Source organism: Saccharopolyspora sp. MMCC62 (assembly GCF_057736575.1).
Window position 1 is genome coordinate 368,723 of the sequence record NZ_JBYKCM010000005.1, and the last position, 19,939, is coordinate 388,661.

Genomic DNA, 19,939 nt, shown 5'->3' on the forward strand with positions numbered 1-19,939 from the left:
CCGCCGGACTCTGACCTGCGGTTTCGGGTGCCCTCGCGCCTCGTCGCCAGGTCGCGGGCCCGGTCACCCGGCAGGCGGGGTGGTGACCGCTGGACGGGATCAGCCTGCGCCGCGGCATCCGGGAGGAGTCCTCGGTGGCGATCCTGATGCTCACCGCGCGCGGCGACGCGGCCGACGTGGTACAGGGCCTGGAGGCGGGAGCCGACGACTACGTGACCGAACCGTTCGACACCATGGTCCTGGTCGCTCGGCTGCGCGCCGCGCTGCGGCGGCGGGAACCGGTGCGGCCCCCGAGGACGCGCCCGCGAGCGACCGGCTCGCGTTCGGCGACCTGGAGCTCGACCGGGACTCGCTGGAGGTGCGCCGCGGCGGGCGGCTGCTGTCGCCGACACCGACCGAACTGCGCCTGCTGCTGGAGTTCACCGGTGAGCCGGGCAGGGTTGCTGTCCCGCGGACGGCTGCTGGAGCAGGCGTGGGACTACCCGGCGAGCAGCGACACCCGGGTCGTCGACGTCCACGTGCAACGGCTGCGGATGAAGGTCGGCGACCGCATCGCGGCCGCGGCACCTCGCGGGAACGACCGCCCGCACGTGACCACCCGGGTCAGAGGCGGGCCACCAGGTTCTCGAACAGCTCGTCGTAGGTGCCGTCGACGGCCGCGAACCGCTGCGGCTTCACCCGGTCCACGAGCACCTGCCGGATGTCCGGGTCGGCCTGGATCAGGCCGATCGCCTCGGACACGAACTCGCCCAACGGCATGGCCCCGGCGTGGTCGGTGCCCGGCCCCATCAGCGTGGTCCTGGTCAACGGCGGCGCCAGCTCGATCAGCTGCACCGGCGTGCCGCGCAGTTGTGCCCGCACCGCCTCGGTGAAGGCGTGCACGCCGGCCTTGGTCGCCGAGTAGGTCGGCGTCAGCGGCATCGGCACGTAGGCGAGACCGGAGGTGACGGTGATGATCGACGCTTCGGGCCGGGTGCGCAGGTGCGGCAGGAACGCGGTGAACACGCGGATGGTGCCCAGCAGGTTGGTCGAGATCGTCCGCTCGGCGACTTCGAGCGCGTCGGCCTCGAGGTGCCGCTCCGGGACCATGATGCCGGAGCTGATCAGCACGGTGTCCAGCTCCGGGAACCGGTCGACGACCCGGTCGCGCAGCGCGGTGATGGACGCGGCGTCGGTGACGTCCACGACCTCCCCGGCGAAGCCGTGCTCGGCGGCCAGCGCCTCGACCCGCTCCCGATCGCGGCCGGTGATCACGACGGAGTTGCCGAGCGCGGCCAGCTGGTGCGCGAACTCCAGGCCGATGCCCGACGTGCCACCGACGATCAGCGCGGTGCGTCCTGTGGTCTTCATCCCTGCCTCCAGTTTCGTTGTTACTTCGAAAACGGTATCACCGATATTTTCAGCGGAACAACTGCACTGATATCACTGATACTTCCAGGCAGGAGGACTGCTATCGTTGCCGATCGTGGGATCGACCGACACCAAGATGAAGATCGTCGAAGTGGCCAAGCGCCTGCTCGACGAAGGGGGCCCGGCCGCGGTGAGCACCCGGGCCGTCGCGACCGCGGCGGGCGTGCACGCCCCGGCGATCTACCGCCTCTTCGGCGACAAGGACGACCTGATGGACGCGGTCGCCGGACACGCGCTCAGCACGTACCTCGCGAGCAAGACCGCGATGCGCCCCTCCGGCGACCCGGTCGAAGACCTCCGCAACGGGTGGCGGCTGCACATCGGCTTCGGTCTGGAGAACCCCGACGTCTACAGCGCCCTCTACGGCTCCCGCAGGCGCCGCGCCCCCTCGGAGGCGGAGCAGCAGGCGGAACGGATCCTGACCGGCCTCGTCCACGCGATCGCCGAAGCGGGACGGCTCGCGGTCCCCGAACCGCAGGCGGTGCAGCTGATGCACGCGGCCGGGCGGGGCACCATCTTCACCCTGATCGGCAGCGACCCCGACCCGGCGGAAGCCGACGCGCTCGCCGACCGCGCCTTCGAGATGGTCCGCGGTGTGATCACCGTTCCGGACCCCGCCGACCGGCCCTCGGTCGCGGACCCGGTCGCGCGCGCGGCCACCACCCTCCGCGCGGCCCTGCCCGACGTCGACCGACTCACCGCACCGGAGAAGGCGCTGCTGGACGAATGGCTCGACCGCGTCCAGGGAAGCGGCCCGCCCTCGCCCGAACGCTGATCCCGCGCGCGGCGGACCCGATCGCAGCACTTCCGGAACCGAACGAGGAACCACCGCGCGCAGCGGCGCATCCGCGGCACCGGAGCACGGCGCGAGGTCCGATCCGGAGCAGGAGGAGAAGATCGTCGTCGAGCACCACCGGACGGTTCTCGGTGGCGTCCCGGACAAGGCGGTCGCCGACCACGTCGAGCCCCGGCACGACCAGGATCGCCCCGAAGCGTTCAGCGGCTTCCCGGCACATGCGCGGCGGCCGGACACCAAGCGCGTCGGCGCCGAGCGAGACAGGGCGGCCACGCATTCCCACCTGATCCGGGAACCCGGTCTACCGGCGCGCGCTCGCGGACCGGTTCTGGCCGGACGACGGGAAAGTCGTCGAGCACCAGGACGTCATCCGAGGCGCCCGCACCGATTCCGGCAACGCGAACGGCGTGTTCCGACCGGTCCGCCGGCCCGACTTCATCGGCCCTGGGCGAGCAGCGCGAGACGGGAGGGTAAAGTGGGGGATGATCTTGATCGAGATCGTCCCCCACCGCTGTGACCAGCATCGGAGCGCCCCCGGCAGGACTCGAACCTGCGACCTAAGGATTAGAAGTCCTTTGCTCTCTCCAGCTGAGCTACGAGGGCCCGCACATCGCTCGCGTGAGCTGCAGCAAGCAGGGTAACCGGCCGCTCCGTCGACAGTGGTACCGACGCCATCGGCGTTGCAGAGCCGGTATCGAACGGCAAGCTGATCGACAGCTGCACGGCGGAATTCACGCCGGAAGATCACAGAGGAATCACCGCGCACGCGTCGGGGCCGCCGCGCGATTCCGCGCGACGGCCCCGACGGCTCCCCCTCAGGAGCAGGATTCCGGCTGCACCTTCAGCACGTCGTCGTCCTGGCCGACACCGGTGAACGCGTACTCGTCGACCGGCGTGGCCACGCCGTCGCGCACGTCGAAGGCGACCCGGGAGCCGTCGTACGACGGCTCGGTGGTCTGGCTCTCGTTGGAGGCGGCCAAAGTGATCAGCACCCGGCCGTCCGAGCCCGCGGGCGCGCACTCGTAGCCGACCCGCGCGCCGACACCGCCACCCTCGGTGATCTTCAGCGGCTTGCCGTCCTGCGTCGTCAGCTCGCGCGGCGCGCCGTCGGCACCCAGGTCCCAGACGCTGAACCACGTGGTGTTCGCGCCGATGGACTCGGTGACCAGCACTTCCTGCTTGCCGTCGTGGTTGACGTCGAGCACGCGCATCGGCTGCGTGCCGAAGGACGGGTCGCCGGTCAGCACCGCCTCGGTCACACGTCCGTCCACAGTGAACTTCAGCGACTGCTGCGCGCCGTCACCGATGGCGGAAAGCTGCGCGGTGTCCGGAGTTCCGTCCCCGTTCAAGTCCACAACGGACGTCTCGCTCGAATCGGCGGCGGCGATCCCCGCCGGCACCAGCGCCATCGCCGCCGCAGCCAGCGCACCGATCCCGACGCCCGCCCGAATTCCGTTCTTCCCCACAGCAGGTTCCTCCCGATCGTTTCGTCGCACCGGGGCGGAGGAAACTCCGTCCCGCCCCCTCACCTGTTCGTAAGACGCCCCGCCGCGCGGCGGGTTGCCCGCGGTTCGGAGAAGTTTCCGGCGGGGCGGCGCCCGGGTGATCCGGAACGCGAGGCCTTGTCTTCCCGCCAGAAGCAAGTAGCCTCCGAAGTGCTGGTGGTTCGCACAGCTCTGCGAAAGCGGAGGTGCGCGAGGCAAGAGGGAACCCGGTGCGAATCCGGGACTGCCCCGCAGCGGTGAGTGGGAACGAACGCCGTCACCGGTCGTCACGACCGGTCACAGCACTGAGCGCGAGCTCGGGAAGCGACGGCCAGTAGAAGACCCCGGTTCCACCGGGAAACGCCCACGAGTCCGAAGACCTGCCGCCGGTGCGCGCGTCCTCGTGACGCGCGCTGTTGCGAGGTCTCGCGGGAAGACCCTGGACGACGAGCCGCCGCGTGCGGCGACGTGTGCCCGGATCATGCCCGCTCGACCTCGCAGAACTGCCGTCCAGCTCGCGAGGAGAGAGCGTTGACCAGCACAATCGGATCCACCGTGCTCGGGTTTCCCCGGATCGGACCGAACCGGGAACTGAAGCGGGCACTGGAGAGCTACTGGAAGTCCCGCACCGGTGAAGCGGAACTGCGCGAGGTCGCGCGCACGCTGCGCACCGACACGTGGCGTTCGCTGCGCGACGCCGGGCTGGACTCGGTGCCGGGAAACACCTTTTCCTACTACGACCAGGTCCTCGACGCCGCCGTCACCTTCGGCGCGATCCCGCCCCGCTTCGCGGAACTGGGGCTGAACCCGCTCGACACCTACTTCGCGATGGCGCGCGGCGTGGAATCCGCGCCACCGCTGGAGATGACGAAGTGGTTCGACACCAACTACCACTACATCGTCCCGGAGATCGGGCCGGACACCGAGTTCCGGCTCTCCGACCAGACCGTCGTCGACCAGTACCACGAGGCCGCCGAGCTGGGCATCAAGACCCGCCCGGTCCTGGTCGGGCCGCTGACGTTCCTGCTGCTGTCCAAATCGCAGGACGGCGCGCCCACCTCGTTCCGCCCGCTGGACAAGGTGGACGAGCTCGTCAGCGCCTACGCCGAACTGCTCGGTGAGCTGCACCGGGCCGGGGTCGAGTGGGTGCAGCTGGACGAACCCGCGTTCACCGCGGACCGCTCGCAGGCCGACCTGGACGCGCTGCGCGCCGCCTACCAGCGGCTCGGCGAGCTCTCGGAGCGGCCGAAGATCCTCGTCGCGTCCTACTTCGGCGACCTCGGCGACGCGCTGGACGTGCTGGCCTCCTCCCCCGTCGAGGCCGTCGGCGTGGACCTCGTCGCCGGGAAGCGCACCGTGGACGAGCTGCCGTCGGTGCCCGGGCTGCGGGAGAAGACGCTCGTCGCGGGCCTCGTCGACGGGCGCAACATCTGGCGCACCGACCTGGACAAGGCGCTCACCACCGCGGCCACCCTGCTCGGCCTCGCCGGTGAGGTCGCCGTCAGCACCTCCTGCTCGCTGCTGCACGTGCCCTACGACGTCGACGCCGAAACCGACCTCGACCCGCAGGTCGCGTCCTGGCTGGCCTTCGCCGCGCAGAAGGTCGGCGAGGTCGTCGTCCTCGACCGCGCGCTGCACCAGGGCCGCGACACCGTCGCCGAGCAGCTCGACGACGCGCGGCGGCGCATCGCCGACCGCGCGGGAGCCGACCGGGTGCGCAACAACCGGGTGCAGGCGCGGCTCACCTCGCTCAAACCCGAGCACGCCCAGCGCGGCGACTACGCGAACCGGCTCGCCGCGCAGCGGAAATCGCTGCGGCTGCCACCGCTGCCGACGACCACCATCGGCTCCTTCCCGCAGACCACCGACGTGCGCAAGGCGCGCGCCGCGCTGCGCACCGGCAGCATCGACCAGGCCACCTACAAGCAGCGGATGCGCGACGAGATCGAACGCGTCATCCGGTTGCAGGAAGACCTCGGGCTCGACGTGCTCGTGCACGGCGAACCCGAGCGCAACGACATGGTGCAGTACTTCTCCGAGCACCTGGACGGGTTCGCCAGCACCCACAACGGCTGGGTGCAGTCCTACGGTTCGCGCTGCGTCCGGCCGCCGATCCTCTACGGCGACGTGTCCCGGCCGCAGCCGATCACCGTGGAGTGGGCGAAGTACGCGCAGCAGCTCACCGACAAGCCGGTCAAGGGCATGCTGACCGGGCCCGTCACCATCCTCGCCTGGTCGTTCGTGCGCGACGACCAGCCGCTCGGCAGCACCGCCGCGCAGGTCGCGCTCGCCATCCGCGACGAGGTCAAGGACCTGGAGAACGCGGGCATCCGGGTGATCCAGGTCGACGAGCCGGCGCTGCGCGAACTGCTGCCGCTGCGGTCCGCCGAGCACCAGGAGTACCTGGACTGGGCGGTGCGCTCGTTCCGGCTCGCCACCTCCGGCATCGCCGAATCCACCCAGATCCACACCCACCTGTGCTACTCGGAGTTCGGCGACGTCATCAACGCCATCGTCGACCTCGACGCCGACGTGACCAGCATCGAAGCGGCCCGGTCCCGGATGGAGGTCCTCGACGACCTCAACGCCGTCGGGTTCGGCCGCGGCGTCGGGCCCGGTGTCTACGACATCCACTCGCCGCGGGTTCCCGAAACCGGTGAGGTCACCGACCTGCTCAAGGCCGCGCTCGCCGCGGTGCCCGCCGAGCGCCTGTGGGTCAACCCCGACTGCGGCCTCAAGACCCGCGGCTACGCCGAGGTCGAGACCGCCCTCAAGAACGTGATCAGCGCTACAGCGGCCGTGCGCCCGGCCGCCGGCTGATCCCGAAGCCGGGGGTGGGTGGTCGCTCTTCCCACCACTGCCCACCCCCGGCCCCACCCTCGCAGCGGAGTGAACGGACCGTTCGTCCGGCTAGATCGGACGAACGGTCCGTTCACCCATCTCGAACGACGCCCTCCCCCGCCGACCGGCTCACGGGGTGAACGGACCGCCGGTCCAGCCGTTCCGGACGAACGGTCCGTTCACCACCCGCTCCTGGTTCGGAGTGAGCGGACCGTTCGTCCAACGAGACGGAGTCAACGGACCGTTCGTCCAACGGGACCGAGTCAACGGACCGCTCGTCCAACAGGACCGAGTCAACGGACCGCTCGTCCAACAGGACCGAGTGAACGGACCCTTCGATCAAGGAGAGCGGGCGAACGGTCCGTTCGTCCAACAGGATCAGACGAATGGTCCGTTCACTCGCCGTGCCGGGGCCGCGCCGGCGTCCGACATGGCGCCGGAGTCACGGGACGGCAACGGCCCGGCCCCGCTGATCACTTTTGCACTACGGCTGCACGCCGCCCCCCGGCTCCGACCCGCGGCAGGGTCGCGCCGATTCGGGTCGAGCCTCCCGACCAACGGCAGGCGATCCGCGACGAATCCGTTGCCACAACGCGGGATTCCTGCGCTGAACGCCGAGCACGAGCACCCGCCGCAAGCCCGTCCGACGCCCACCACGACCCGGCCGAAGCCGCCGTGCAGGTCGTTAGGGTGATCCGGTGTCGGAGCAGTGGAACCACAACGCGCATTACCACCCGCTCGTTCTCGACTCGGTGCCCGAAGTTTGCGACGCGGCGCTCGACGTCGGGTGCGGCGACGGAACGCTGGTGCGCGCGTTGGCGTCGAGGGCGAAGCGCGCGACCGGCATCGACCGCTCCCGCACGATGATCCGCCAAGCCCGCCGCGCCAGCGCCGAGTACGACAACGTGTCCTATGTGGACTCCGATTTCGTCGACTTCGCGGCGAAGGCGCGGGACGGTTCCTACGGTTTCATCAGCAGTGTCGCCGCCCTGCACCACATGGATTTCGACTCCACGCTGACCGCGATGGGCCGGATGCTGGCACCCGGTGGCCGGCTGGTGCTCGTCGGCTTGGCACGGCACCACACACCGCTGGACTGGGCCAGGGACATCGCGGCGATCCCGGTGCACCGCTTCCTCGCCCGCAGGCACGGCGGGGTCGCCGAGCCGCCGGAGGCTCCGGTGAAGGATCCGGCCATGACCTGGGACGAGGTGCGCCAAGGCGCGCAGCGGCTGCTGCCCGGCGTCCAGTACCGCCGGTTGCTGCTGTGGCGCTACGCGCTCACCTGGGACAAGCCCGGCCGCGCCTGACCACCCGTCTCGCCCCCGCTTCCCCGAGTGAGCGGACCGTTCGTCCAGTCCGATGGGACGAACGGTCCGTTCACCGAGGTCGATACGCCCCTGCCAACCGGTCGTACGCGAACCTCTTTCCGGAGTGAGCGGACCGTTCGTCCAGCTAGATCGGACGAACGGTCCGTTCACTCATCGATGCGGGGGCGCGGGGCTCCGCAGGACGACCGGCCCGGCGCGCACACAGGCGCAGTGAACGGACCGTTCGTCCGACGGGACCGGACGAACGGTCCGCTCACTCCGGTTGGCGTCAGGCCCGGGCGGTGACCCGGTGGAAGGCGTCGACGAGGTCGCCGAGCTCGGGGACCTGCTCGGCTTCGGCGAGGGTCTTCTCGAGGGTGGCGTGGTGCGTGGGCCGCGCCTGCTCGAGGAGCGCGCGGCCTTCGTCGGTGAGCTCGGTGTAGATGCCGCGCCGGTCGTCCTTGCACAGGATCCGGGTGAGCAGACCGCGATCTTCGAGGCGGGTGACGAGCCGGGTGGTGGCGCTACCGCTGAGCGCGGCGGCGCGGCTGAGCTGCTGCATGCGCATGTGCCAGCCGTCCTGCCTGCTGAGCGCTTCCAGCACCGTGTACTCGACGACGGACAGGCCGTGGTCGGCGCTGAGCGACTTCTCCAGCGCGGTTTCGAGCATTCCGTGCAGTGCGGCGAGCGTGCGCCAGCCCTGCGCGCGCACTTCGACCGCGTCGTCGGCGATCCCCACTCCGCACCTCCTAGTGGCGAGCCCGTCGGGTGAGCTCGCTCTCCCCGCCATCCTAGCAGCTTGCGCAGATAGCAAGCGCCTGCAACTATTTATGAAGCGCATGCAACTACCGGCTCAAGCCGACTTTTCTCCCGCGCACGACACTCCCGCTTCAACCCGCACCCCCGCGGGAACCCGACGACGAACACCCGAGGAGAGCGAGCATCCGATGAACACCGATATGTCCGGCCGCACCGCACTGGTCACCGGCTCCACCAGCGGCATCGGCGAGGCCATCGCGGCGGGCTTCGCGCGCGCCGGAGCCGACGTCGTCGTCAACGGCCGGTCCCGGGACCGGGTCGACGCCACCGTCGAATCGCTGCGCTCCGACACCGGCGGCTCGGTGCGGGGCATCGCCGCGGACATCGGCACCGCCGACGGCGCCGCGGCGCTCATCGCCGAACTGCCGGACGTGGACGTGCTGGTGAACAACGCCGGGATCTTCTCCGCCACCCCGGTCTTCGAGATCAGCGACGCCGAGTGGTCCCGGTTCTTCGAGGTGAACGTGCTCTCCGGCGTACGCCTGGCCCGGCACTACACCCCGCGCATGGTGCGGCGCGGCTGGGGCCGAGTGATCTTCATCAGCAGCGAGTCCTCGATCTTCATCCCCACCGAGATGGTGCACTACGGGATGACCAAGACCGCGCAGCTGTCCGTCGCGCGCGGCATGGCGCAGGAGGTCAAGGGCACCGGCGTCACCGTGAACAGCGTGTTGCCCGGCCCGACGCTGACGCCCGGCGTGGCCGAGTTCATCGCCAGCCGGGTCGGCGACGACGTGCCGTTCGAGGAGGCGGAGCGCCGCTTCATCGCCGAGGAGCGGCCGAGCTCGTTGCTGGGCAGGCTGATCCGGCCCGAGGAGGTCGCGAACCTGGTGCTCTACGCCGGTTCCGAGGCCGGTTCGGCGACGACCGGGGCCGCGCTGCGCGTGGACGGCGGAGTCGCGCCGTCGCTGGCCTGACGCACCGGCGCGGATCCGGCGGGCGAGCGAAGCCCACCGGATCCGCCGCCACTCAGCTCCGGTACTCGGCGAGGAACGGACGCATCGCGTCGAGCATGCCCACCGGGTCCTCCTCGGGCACGTAGTGGCCGGCTCCCTGCAGCACGACGCTGGTGACGTCCGTCGCGACCGCGCCGATCTCGGCCGCCATTCCCTCCCCGACGGACTCCGAACCGGCGATGGTCAGGATCGGCAGGGTCAGCTTCCGCTCCCGCCGCACCAGGTTCTGCTCGATGATCGAATCGATGGCGCGGTAGTAGTCGAAGCTGGCGCGCAGCGCTTCCGGATCGCGCAGCGCCGCCACGTAGACCTGCACCGCGTGCGGCGGGATCGAGGTGGGCGTGGCGGCCTTCGTGGTGAACTGGTGTCCGAAGTAGACGTCCTCCCGGCCGGTCACCAGCCGCTCGTTGACGCCGAGCGCGCGGTTGAAGTTGAAGTGCCACAGGAAATCGCTGGTCCGCCGGTCGGCGAGCAGCGGCGGCGACTCGGAGAGGCCGGGCACGATCGCCTCGGAGAACACCGCTCGCTCCAGCACCTCCGGGTGGTCGGCGGCGAGCGCGTAGCCGGTCCAGGTGCCGACGTCGTGCGAGACCAGCGCGAACCGCTCGTGCCCCAGGGCGCGCATCAGCTCCACCAGGTCGGTGGCCAGCGTCCCGGAGTCGTAGCCGCCGACGGGCTTGTCCGTCAGGTTCACGCCGCGCGGGTCCACCACCACGACGGAGAAACGCTCGGCCAGCTCGGGGAGCACGAAGCGCCACTGGTACCAGTTCTGCGGCCAGCCGCCGAGCACCAACAGCGGCGGGCCGTCGCCGCCCGTGAGGTAGTGCGTGCGCAGGCCGCCGACCGTGGCGTAGTGGTCCTGGAAGAGCTCGGTGAACCCGTCCGGCAGCAGTGGCGCCGCAGCGAGGGAACCGGGGCCGTGCGGGACTTCGGTTGAGGTCACGAGGAAACTCCGTGTTCGACGAAGGAGAAGGGGCCCGGCCGGGTGCCGCTCGGCGCCCAGCGGACGGCGCACGCGGGGGTGGCCGTACCGGCCGGTGCGACCTACACTAGCCATGTTGGAACGATCAGTCAAACATGGCGGAGGGAGTGCGCAGATGGCAGGACGCAAGCAATTCGACGTCGACACCGCCCTGGACGGCGCGATGCACGTGTTCTGGGAGCACGGCTACGCCGAAGCCAGCCTCAGCAGGCTGCTCGCCGCCACCGGGCTCGGCCGCGGATCGCTGTACTCCACCTTCGGCGGCAAGGACGAACTGCTCGAGCGCAGTGTGCGCCGCTACGCCGAACGGTTCGCCGCACCCATGTCGGCCGCGCTGCGCTCCCAGCCCGACGACCCCGCCGCCGCCGTCCGCGCCTTCTTCGACACCGTGCTCACCCGGCTCGCCGACCCTGATGTGCCCGCCGGATGCCTCATCACCCGGCTCGCCGCCGAGACCGCGGATCTGGCGGACCCGCTGCGCGAAGTCGTCGCCGAATCGCTCGCCGGGCAGCGCGCCGAGATCCGGGCCGCCCTCCGCGCCGCCGAAGGCCCGCTGCCCGCCGAACGCCTCGACGACCTGGCGCTGTACGCGGCCGCCGTCAACCAGTCCCTGACCGTGCTGCACCTGGCCGGGACCCCGGTGACCGAGCTGCGCACCGTCGCCGACCTCGCGCACGAGCACATCGCAGCGGCCCTGCCCACCCCCGGCCGAGCGGAGTGAACGGACCGTTCGCCCAACCAGATCGGACGAACGGTCCGCTCACTCATCAAGTTCGGTCGCACACGAACCTCCGGCTGGAGTGAACGGACCGTTCCTCCAGCTGGACGGGACGAACGGTCCGTTCACTCCGCCGCTGCGGGCATCGGCGGAGGCGACCAGCGGCACCCGGTGAGCCGCACGTACCGAGCGCCGTCCGCCCGACCAGAAGCGAGTGAACGGACCGTTCGCCCAACCAGATCGGACGAACGGTCCGTTCACTCGTGCCCGAAGTGGGTGCCGGGCGGGTGCCGGGCTCTGTGGCATCTGACGCAGACGACGCGCACCGCGGGTGCTGGACTGATCACGCACCGAGTTCGCCGCACCGCAGGGAGAACGCCATGGACCGCGAAGGCACCACATCGACCCGGCCCGCGACACCGCGCGAACGCGCGGACGACCACCTCACCCCGGAGCAGGAGCTGGAGGTGGCGCTGCGCACCGCGGGCGACTTCCGCACCTGGATCTCCGGTGCCGACACCAAGGCGGGGCTGCTCATCCCCGCCCTCGGCATCGGAATCGGCGGAGCGGGCAACGCCATGTCCCGAGCGCCCGGCGAACCGGTGCACGCCGGACCGCCGCAGATCGCGTCGCTGGTGCTGCTGATTCTGCTGCTGTGCGGGGCGCTGGGCGCGCTGCTGCACGTCGCGGCGGTGCTCACCCCGCGCACCGGGGCACCCGCCGGCGGGGCGAACCCGTTCGCCTTCCCCACGTTCCGCCCGGCCCGCGGCGCCTCGGCTACCGAGCTGTGCACGCTGGCGTGGCGCCAGGCGGAGGCGTTGGCGCTCATCGCGACCACCAAGTACCGGCGGTTACGGGCCGCGCTGCACTGCTGCTGCGGTGCGCTGCTGGCGTTCCTGGTGTGGACGGTGCTGCGCGCGCTGTGCTGAGCTCACCCGGGTTCGGCGTGCTCGGCGAGCAGCTCCCGGTTCAGCACGGTGATCCGGCGCCGCTGCGTGTCGACGGCGCCGCGGTCCCGCAGCTCGCGCAACGCCCTGGCCACCGCCTCCCGCGAGGCACTGGTCGCGGCCGCCAGTTCGGCCTGGCTCAACGGGATCGCGATCGCGTACCGGCCCGCGGCCTCGCGCACGCCGTGCTCTCGGACCAGTTCCAGCAGCAGCCGGGCGAGCCGCTGCCCCACCCCGGCCGAGGCGAACTCCACCCGGTACCGGTCGGACTCCCGCATCCGGGCGACCACGCCGACCAGCAGCTCGAACATCACCTCGGGGTGCCGGTGCAGGAACCGGCGGAACTCGGCGCCCGGGACCACGTCCGCCTGCACCGGGCCCAACGCGGTCACCGCGGACGCCCGCGGCTGCCCGTCCACCGCGGAGAACTCGCCGATCACCGAACCGGGGCCGCGGATCGCGAGCATGGTCTCCGCGCCGCGCGTGGACATCGACCACACCTTGACCCGGCCGCTGCGGATGAGCAGCACGTGGTCCGAGCCGTCGCCGACGCCGAACAGCACGGCGCCCTCCCGCCAGCGCCGGGGCGTGCCCACCGACCGCAGTGCGGCGACCGCCGCCTCGTTCCACCGTTCGCTCATGCCGCCCCCTCCGCCATGATCGTCCACGACGCGCCGCGGACGACGTGATCGTGCGGATCAAGCTTGGCAGGCGCGGGCGCAGGTCGGCCAGCAGCCGCCCCGCCGCGGAGGCCGCGCGGTCAGCTGAAGGTGGGCAGGCCCACCGCGGCGTCGACGGCGATCGCCACGAACAACACCGCCAGGTACGAGTTCGACAGGTGGAACAACGTCATCGGGTTCGTCGTGCGCCCCTGCCGCACCGCGGCGTGCAGCCGCTGCGCCACGATCAGGAACGCCGCGCCGGACAACACCGCGACCGCCACGTACACCCAGCTAGTCGCGGGCACCAGCAGCAACGTGGAGGCCACCGTCGCCCAGCTGTACACCAGGATCCGCGCCGACACCTGCCGCGGCGTCGCCACCACCGGCAGCATCGGCACCCCGGCGCGCGCGTAGTCGTCCCGGTACTTCATCGCCAGCGACCAGAAGTGCGGCGGCGTCCACAGGAACACGACCGCGAACATCACCAGCGCGGGCCACTCGACCTCGCCCGCCACCGCGGCCCAGCCGATCACCACCGGCATGCAGCCGGCGGCCCCGCCCCACACGATGTTCTGCGAGGTGCGGCGCTTGAGCAGCAGCGTGTACACGAAGACGTAGAACAGGATCGCCGCCAGCGACAGCACCGCCGCCAGCAGGTTCGCCCCGATCGCCAGCACCGCGAACGACACCGCGCCCAGCACGATCCCGAAGATCAAGGCGTGCTTGCGCGGCACCTCGTAGCTCACCAGCGGGCGGCTGCGGGTGCGGTGCATCACCGCGTCGATGTCCGAGTCGGCCACGCAGTTCAACGCGTTCGCGCTGCCCGCCGACATGGCGCCGCCGACCAGCGTCACCAGCACCAGCCACGGCGACGGGATGCCGCGCTCGGCCAGGAACATCGCCGGGATCGTGGTGACCAGCAGCAGTTCGATGACTCGCGGCTTGGTCAGCGCGAAGTAGGCGGCCAGCACGCCGCGCCGCTTCGCAGTGGTGGTGGGAGTGGCCTCGGCCTGTTCGGGAACGGCCGTCATGAGCTCGTCGACCCGGTCGTCGCCGCGGACTCGAACGGCAGCGGCTCACCGCCGGTGCGCAGCCGGTGCCACAGCACCACCTTGCGCTCCGCGAAGAACGCGCCGAGCGGGATCGTCCCGGCCAGCAGCACCAGCAGCATCCGGCCGTACGGGATGCGCAGCTGCACCGTGGTGACCAGCGCCACGAACAGGTACACGATGTAGAGGTACCCGTGGCCGATGCCGATCGTGGTCGTCCACGAATCGCCCATCAACTGCGCGGACGAGCCCTCGGGCCACAGGTATTTGAACACCATCGCCAAGCACAGCAAGATGAGCAGCACCGCTGTCACGTACGCCATGACCCGGTAAGCGGCCAGAACGCCAGGCTTCACCACAGATCCCTCAATCCCGCCTCTGCCACGAACACCGGAAACGACCGTACGCCACCGCCGGTGCGCGCCTGCGCGTGACCTGGCGGGACAGTGGTGCCGGCCACGCGACGACGTGGCTCAGGCCACCCCGGGCAGGCCGTAGGCGCGGGCGATCAACTCGTAGGAGTGCAGCTTCGCCTCCCGGTCGTACAGGTTCGCGGTCAGCATCAGCTCGTCGACCTCGGTGCGTTCCCGCAGCTCCTCGAGCTCCGCGTGCACCGATTCCGGCGTGCCGTAGATCGCGTCCGCCAGCCACGAGTCCACGATGCCCTGCTCCACTTCGGAGTACTGGTGGTCCCGCGCCTCCTGCGGGCTCGGCATCCGGCCCGGATTCCCGCTGCGCAACCGCAGCATGCTCAACGCGATCGGGCGCGCCAGGTCCAGCGCCTCCTCCGCGGTGTCGGCGGCGATGGCCTGCGCGCCGATCATCGAGTACGGCTCGTCCAGCACCTCCGACGGCCGGAACGACTGCCGGTACAGGTCCAGCGCAGGCAGCGTGTTCCGCGCCGAGAAGTGGTGGGCGAACGCGAACGGCAACCCGAGCGCGCCCGCCACCTGCGCGCTGAAGCCGCTCGAACCCAGCAGCCACACCGGCGGCGCCTGCCCGTGCGGGACCGAACTCACCTCCGCGTACGGATGGTCGGCGGTGAACCCGTCGCCGAGGAACCGCAGCAGGTCCCCCAGCTGCTCCGGGAAGTCGTCCACCGACAGCGGGCCGCTGGTGCGCCGCAACGCCCGCGCCGTCCCCTGATCGGTGCCGGGGGCGCGGCCGATGCCCAGGTCGATGCGGCCCGGGTGCAACGCCTCCAAGGTGCCGAACTGCTCGGCGACGACCAGCGGCGCGTGGTTCGGCAGCATCACGCCGCCCGAACCGAGGCGCAGCGTGCTCGTCGCCGCCGCCAGGTGCGCGATCACCACCGGTGGCGAGGAGCTCGCGATGCCCGGCATGCCGTGGTGCTCGGCGACCCAGAGCCGGTGGAAACCCCAGCGTTCCGCGGCCTGCGCGAGTTCCGTGGTGGTGGCCAGCGCCTCTCCCGGCGTGGTCGGCACGCCGACGGGAGCGAGATCCAAGATCGAGAGCGGGACGGCCGAACGACCTCGTGCGGTACCGCGGATCGGGTCGGGCCGGGATGCGGGACCGGCGGCCTCGAGGGCGGTGCGGTCCGGGTTGGCGACGGTGTCCATCGTCGCTTGCAACCGCCTGGTGCGGGGACTTTGTTCCCGGACGCCTGTGCCGGTGCTCACACGCCCTTAGCGGAGTGAGCGGACCGTTCGTCCAGTCCCGTTGGGCGAACGGTCCGTTCACCCCGGCCAGAAGACGTTCGCGTTCCCGGCGCAGCACGGCCGGCACGGTGCCGGAGTGAACGGACCGTTCGTCCGGTGCCGTTGGACGAAGGACCCGTTCACCCCGGCCGTCCGCTGATCGACCGACGGACAGGACGAGTGAACGGACCGTTCGTCCGGTGTCATTGGGCGAACGGTCCGTTCACCCCAGCCGTCCACGGCGGTGATCGACCGGCGGACGACACGAGCGAACGGACCGTTCGTCCGGTGTCATTGGGCGAACGGTCCGTTCACCCCGGTCGACCGCGGCCCGGTGATCGATCAGCGGGCGGGACGCGTGAACGGACCGTTCGTCCCATCCGGTTGGTCGAACGGTCCGTTCACTCGCGGAAGCGGGCGCCCGGTCTCGGCCGCGGGCAGGCGAAGTGAACGGACCGTTCGTCCGATCTGCTCGGACGAACGGTCCGTTCACTCCAGTACCGGGTCAGGCTCGGTCGCCGGTGAGCGCGTAGTCCGCGTGCACCGCCGGTTCGGGCGCGCTGCGGTAGCGGAGGATGGATTCGCGGATGTCCCCGGCCCGCACGGCCCCGTTCGACAGCAGCGACGAGGTGATGCCGTGGGTGTGCTCGGTCCCGCCTTGGAAGTACACGCCGCCGCGCACCCCGTCGGTGGTGCGCACCCGGTAGTCGCGGTCGACCTGCACCTGCCCGTCGCCGTCGCGGAGGCATTCCTCCCAGGTGCGCCCGAGGAAGCGGCCGGGGTCGCCGGGCCGGCAGCCGGTGGCGTAGACGAGGACGTCGGAGTCGAGGACGGTCCGTTCGCCGGTGGGCAGGAATTCGACGGTGACGGCGACGCCCTCACCGGTGGCGCGCACGTCGACGACCCGGGAGGCGTTGAGCATCCGCAGCCGTTCCTCGCCGCGCACCTTCTCCTGGTAGGCGCGGGCGTAGAGCTCCTCGATGAGTTCGAGGTCGACCACCGAGTAGTTGGTGTTGCGGTGGTAGTCCATGAGCATCTGCTTCACCCCGCCCGGCGCGGTGTAGAAGTGGTCGACCGCGTCGGGGTCGAAGATGCGGTTGGCGAAGGGGCTGTCGTCGGCGGGGGTGTGCCCGTACCGGCTGAACACCGAGCAGACTTCGGCGCCGGTGAAGGTGCGGTGCAGGTAGTCGGTGACCTCGGCGGCGCTCTGCCCGGCGCCGATGACGGTGAACCGCTGCGGGTCGCTGTCGCGGAGTTCGCCGACGCGGTGCATGAGTTCGAGGTTGTGCCACACGTGGTCGCCGAGTTCGGCGCCCGCGGGCAGGCTGGCTTCGAGCCCGACGGCGATGACGATGTTGCGGGCGCGGCTGGCGGTGACCTGGCCGGAGCCGTGCCGCACGAGCACTTCGAAGACCTCGCCGTCCTGCACGGGCCGCACGTCGATGACTTCGGCGCCGTACTGGACGAGGTGGTCGAGCCGGCCCGCGGCCCACTCCAGGTAGTCGTGGTATTCGACCCGGGTGGGGAACATGGTCTTGTGGTTGATGAAGTCGACGAGCCGGTCCTTGTCCTTGAGGTAGGACAGGAAGGAGAAGTCGCTGGCGGGCTCCCGCATCGTCACGAGGTCTTTGAGGAACGAGACCTGCATGGTGGTGCCTTCGATGAGCATCCCGCGGTGCCAGCCGAATTCCGGTTTGCGTTCCAGGAAGCTCGCGTCGAGCCGTTCGTCCTCACCGCATCGGCGGTTGTGTTCCTCGACGGCTACGGCCAGCGCTAAGTTGGAGGGGCCGAAGCCGATGCCCAGGATGTCCTGGACGTGGCCTTGCACGTGGGTCGGAGCCGCAGACACGGTTGTCCCTTCGCCGGTACCCGGTCGGTGTCGCGCGCGGGCACGGTGGAATCCGCAGACCGCTCGTCAGTCGCGGTCGTGGTTGTATCGATCGTGGTAGTCGGTTTCGGCCATGCCGGCCTTCCAGTAGCCGATGGCCAGCACTGACGCGGGATCGAACCCGCGGTCCTGCCGCAGGTGGCGGCGGATTCCGCGGACGACCCCGGATTCACCGGAGACCCAGGCCGACACGTCGAGCCTGTCGGGGATGTCGAGGTCGCGGACCGCGTCGGTGAGCAGGGTGGAGCGCCCCGCGGGGACCCCGTCGCGGTGCAGCCAGGTCATCCGCACGTTCGGCGGGCATTCGATGTGCTGCTGGTCGCTGCTCCCGCCGACTTCGAGGAAGACCTGGCCGCTGGCGGTGATCGGGAGCTCTTCGATGATCGAGGCGATGGCGGGCATCGCCGTCTCGTCGCCGACCAGCAGGTACCAGTCGGCTTCCCGGCAGGTGCGCCCGCCGGGCCCGAGCACGCCGAGGTAGTCACCGGGTTCGGCCCGGCGCGCCCAGGACGCGGCGACACCGTGGTCTCCGTGCATGACGAAGTCGATGTCCAGCTCGCCGCGGTGCTCGTCGTAGCGGCGCACCGTGTAGGTGCGCATCGTGGGTCGTTCGTGCGGTTCGGGCCAGTCGTAGCGGCCTTCGTCGTTGAGGACGGGGAGCACCGGGCGATGCTGACCGGGTTGCGGGACGAACACCTTCACGTTGGGTCCGCTGTGCCGCTCGCGGAATCCGGCGAGCTCCTCGCCGCCGAGGGTGATGCGGCGCATGGACGGCGAGAGATCCGTCGTGCGCAGCACTTCCAGCGTGCGGGTCGGCGGGCGGTGGTGCGTGCCGCGTCGGGGTCGGTCCGCTGTCGTCATCGGGCCTGGCGTTCCTTCCTCACAGTCTCCAGAACGATCACTGGAATTAAGGCTAGCCTAACCATAGAACGTCGGGATGTCTTCATCCGGTGGGCCAGATCTCGCCACCCGCTCGAGCGGAACCGTCAGCCCCGCCCGGCGGGCACCGCGTCGGCCCCGTCCCCGGCTTCGGCCGCGCGACCAGCGGTGGCGCGCAGTTCCGCCGGGTTCTTGATGCGCAGCGCGACCAGGACGCCGAGCAGCGCGAATCCGGCGGAGACGAGCATCGCAAAGTGGTAGACGCCGAGCGACCCGGAAGATCCCGCGCCGCCGATCGCCAGCACTCCCGCGGTCACCGCCACGCCCAGCGCCGAACCGACCTGGCGCTGCACGTTGAACAGGGTGGAGGCGCCGCCGGTGGCGGTGGCGCTGATCGTCGCGAACGCCACCACCTGCAACTCGATCGAGGCGGCGCCGACGAAGAAGCCGGAGGCGAACTGCACGGCACCCGCCGACAGCGGACCGATCACCAGGTTCATCGCGGCGAACGAGCCCGCGGCGCCGAGCATCGCCAGCGCGATCAGCAGCCGCGGCCCCAGCTTCGGGTGCGCCCACGTCACGGCCTGCGAGGCCACCATCAGCCCCACCGCCTTCGGCAGCGTCACCAGGCCCGTCTCCCACGGCGAGGCGCCCATCCCCGTCTGGTACATCAACGTGAACCCGTAGAGGGTGCCGAGGAAACCGGCCACGCAGGTCGCCAGGATCAGGCTGGCCCGCCGGAACGAGGAGTCGCCGAACAGGCGCACGTCCAGCATCGGCTGCCGCGACCGCAGCTGGCTCACCACCAGCGCCACCAGGCAGCCGAGGCCGGCCGCGCCCGCCAGGTAGAAGTGCGGCGAGCCGGGACCGCGCATCGACACCGCGTCCAGCGCGTACATCAGCAGCCCCAGCCCGGGCGCGGCCAGCGCGAACCCGACCAGGTCGAACCGCTTGTGCACCGATTCGACGTGCTCCCGCAGCCGCAGCGCCCCGTACACCAGCGCCAGCACCCCGAACGGCACGTTCACGAAGAACCCCCACCGCCAGGTGAGCTGCTCCACGAACAGTCCGCCCAGCACCGGGCCCAGCGCGGGGGCGACGGCCGTCGGGATCACCAGCACCCGGGACAGCTTGATCCGCTCCTGCGGCGGGTAGGCGCGGAACAGCATGGTCAGCGCCACCGGGCTCAGCACCCCGCCGCCCGCGCCCTGCACGATGCGGGCGAGGGTCAGCTGGGTGAGGTCCTGCGCCGCCCCGCACAGCGCGGAGGCCAGCACGAACGCGCCGAACGCGGCCAGGAACACCTTCTTGGTGCCGAACCGGTCGCCGAGCCACCCGGACACCGGGATGCACACCGCGAGGCTCACCAGGTACCCGATGTTGATGGCGCTGGTCGCGCTCGGCGGCACCCCGAACTCGGCGCCGATGGCGGGCAGCGCCACGTTCACGATGGTGGCGTCCATGCCGTTCATGAACATCGCGGCGACGTAGACGATGCACACCGCGACCTTGGGGTCGTTCACACGCATGAGGTTCTCGT

General features: G+C 70.8%; 17 protein-coding genes, 1 tRNA gene, 1 pseudogene and 1 riboswitch. Of the genes and pseudogenes, 7 read left to right on the forward strand and 12 right to left on the reverse strand.

Features of this window, described 5'->3' with window-relative positions; translation table 11 throughout:
• Positions 1–98 precede the first annotated feature (98 nt).
• Positions 99–539: pseudogene (locus AC29IT_RS15035) on the forward strand (winged helix-turn-helix domain-containing protein); the annotation flags it as partial.
• A gap of 64 nt (positions 540–603) precedes the next feature.
• Here AC29IT_RS15035 and AC29IT_RS15040 read toward each other — a convergent pair.
• Positions 604–1,350, reverse strand: a complete 747-nt coding sequence (locus tag AC29IT_RS15040; RefSeq protein WP_488219070.1) for an SDR family oxidoreductase — start codon at positions 1,348–1,350, stop codon at positions 604–606.
• A gap of 115 nt (positions 1,351–1,465) precedes the next feature.
• Between AC29IT_RS15040 and AC29IT_RS15045 the strand changes: the two genes are divergently transcribed.
• A complete protein-coding gene (locus AC29IT_RS15045; protein WP_488219071.1) occupies positions 1,466–2,185 on the forward strand; it encodes a TetR/AcrR family transcriptional regulator in 720 nt (239 codons plus the stop codon).
• A 550-nt stretch (positions 2,186–2,735) separates the two neighbouring features.
• Here AC29IT_RS15045 and AC29IT_RS15050 read toward each other — a convergent pair.
• Together AC29IT_RS15050 and AC29IT_RS15055 are read right to left on the reverse strand one after the other, a co-directional pair.
• Positions 2,736–2,809, reverse strand: a tRNA-Arg gene (locus AC29IT_RS15050).
• Between the two features lie 212 nt (positions 2,810–3,021).
• Positions 3,022–3,672 carry a hypothetical protein gene (locus AC29IT_RS15055; RefSeq protein WP_358434725.1) on the reverse strand — a complete coding sequence of 217 codons (651 nt, stop codon included), beginning with the start codon at positions 3,670–3,672 and terminating at the stop codon, positions 3,022–3,024.
• Between the two features lie 179 nt (positions 3,673–3,851).
• Positions 3,852–4,092: riboswitch (cobalamin riboswitch) on the forward strand.
• Positions 4,093–4,221: 129 nt separating this feature from the next.
• On the opposite strand from AC29IT_RS15055, the gene metE reads away from it, so the two are divergent.
• Both metE and AC29IT_RS15065 read left to right on the forward strand, forming a co-directional pair.
• Entirely contained in the window at positions 4,222–6,510 is a 2,289-nt protein-coding gene (gene metE / locus AC29IT_RS15060; RefSeq protein ID WP_358434728.1) for a 5-methyltetrahydropteroyltriglutamate--homocysteine S-methyltransferase, read from the forward strand.
• Positions 6,511–7,229: 719 nt separating this feature from the next.
• The gene (locus AC29IT_RS15065; RefSeq protein ID WP_488219072.1) at positions 7,230–7,841 is read left to right on the forward strand and encodes a class I SAM-dependent methyltransferase; all 612 of its coding nucleotides are present in this window, start codon (positions 7,230–7,232) and stop codon (positions 7,839–7,841) included.
• A gap of 289 nt (positions 7,842–8,130) precedes the next feature.
• Here the strand turns inward: AC29IT_RS15065 and AC29IT_RS15070 are convergent, their stop codons facing one another.
• Complete coding sequence (locus AC29IT_RS15070) at positions 8,131–8,580, reverse strand: MarR family winged helix-turn-helix transcriptional regulator (RefSeq protein ID WP_488219073.1); 450 nt, start codon at positions 8,578–8,580, stop codon at positions 8,131–8,133.
• Positions 8,581–8,788: 208 nt separating this feature from the next.
• On the opposite strand from AC29IT_RS15070, the gene AC29IT_RS15075 reads away from it, so the two are divergent.
• Positions 8,789–9,577, forward strand: a complete 789-nt coding sequence (locus AC29IT_RS15075; protein WP_488219074.1) for an SDR family NAD(P)-dependent oxidoreductase — start codon at positions 8,789–8,791, stop codon at positions 9,575–9,577.
• A 52-nt stretch (positions 9,578–9,629) separates the two neighbouring features.
• Here AC29IT_RS15075 and AC29IT_RS15080 read toward each other — a convergent pair whose 3' ends face one another.
• On the reverse strand, positions 9,630–10,559 hold the full coding sequence (locus tag AC29IT_RS15080; RefSeq protein ID WP_488219075.1) for an alpha/beta fold hydrolase: 930 nt from the start codon (positions 10,557–10,559) through the stop codon (positions 9,630–9,632).
• Between the two features lie 154 nt (positions 10,560–10,713).
• Here AC29IT_RS15080 and AC29IT_RS15085 point away from each other — a divergent pair, with 154 nt between their 5' ends.
• Positions 10,714–11,319, forward strand: a complete 606-nt coding sequence (locus AC29IT_RS15085; RefSeq protein ID WP_488219076.1) for a TetR/AcrR family transcriptional regulator — start codon at positions 10,714–10,716, stop codon at positions 11,317–11,319.
• A 377-nt stretch (positions 11,320–11,696) separates the two neighbouring features.
• Positions 11,697–12,245 (forward strand): Pycsar system effector family protein, encoded by a 549-nt coding sequence (locus tag AC29IT_RS15090; protein WP_488219077.1) that lies wholly within the window; start codon positions 11,697–11,699, stop codon positions 12,243–12,245.
• Positions 12,246–12,247: 2 nt separating this feature from the next.
• On the opposite strand, the gene AC29IT_RS15095 is transcribed toward AC29IT_RS15090, so the two are convergent.
• The 7 genes from AC29IT_RS15095 to AC29IT_RS15125 all read right to left on the reverse strand — a co-directional run bounded on the left by AC29IT_RS15095 (position 12,248) and on the right by AC29IT_RS15125 (position 19,928).
• The gene (locus tag AC29IT_RS15095; protein WP_488219078.1) at positions 12,248–12,904 is read right to left on the reverse strand and encodes a Crp/Fnr family transcriptional regulator; all 657 of its coding nucleotides are present in this window, start codon (positions 12,902–12,904) and stop codon (positions 12,248–12,250) included.
• 119 nt (positions 12,905–13,023) lie between these two features.
• On the reverse strand, positions 13,024–13,956 hold the full coding sequence (locus AC29IT_RS15100; protein WP_358436931.1) for a heme o synthase: 933 nt from the start codon (positions 13,954–13,956) through the stop codon (positions 13,024–13,026).
• On the reverse strand, positions 13,953–14,330 hold the full coding sequence (locus AC29IT_RS15105; protein WP_358436934.1) for a DUF3817 domain-containing protein: 378 nt from the start codon (positions 14,328–14,330) through the stop codon (positions 13,953–13,955). Before AC29IT_RS15105 ends, AC29IT_RS15100 begins: the two co-directional genes overlap by 4 nt.
• A gap of 117 nt (positions 14,331–14,447) precedes the next feature.
• Entirely contained in the window at positions 14,448–15,554 is a 1,107-nt protein-coding gene (locus tag AC29IT_RS15110; RefSeq protein ID WP_488219079.1) for an LLM class flavin-dependent oxidoreductase, read from the reverse strand.
• Between the two features lie 583 nt (positions 15,555–16,137).
• Entirely contained in the window at positions 16,138–17,481 is a 1,344-nt protein-coding gene (locus AC29IT_RS15115) for a lysine N(6)-hydroxylase/L-ornithine N(5)-oxygenase family protein (protein ID WP_488219080.1), read from the reverse strand.
• 66 nt (positions 17,482–17,547) lie between these two features.
• Positions 17,548–18,381: a siderophore-interacting protein gene (locus AC29IT_RS15120; RefSeq protein WP_358436942.1), complete on the reverse strand. Its 834-nt coding sequence runs from the start codon at positions 18,379–18,381 to the stop codon at positions 17,548–17,550.
• Positions 18,382–18,506: 125 nt separating this feature from the next.
• The gene (locus AC29IT_RS15125; protein WP_488219081.1) at positions 18,507–19,928 is read right to left on the reverse strand and encodes a DHA2 family efflux MFS transporter permease subunit; all 1,422 of its coding nucleotides are present in this window, start codon (positions 19,926–19,928) and stop codon (positions 18,507–18,509) included.
• Between the last annotated feature and the right edge of the window lie 11 nt (positions 19,929–19,939).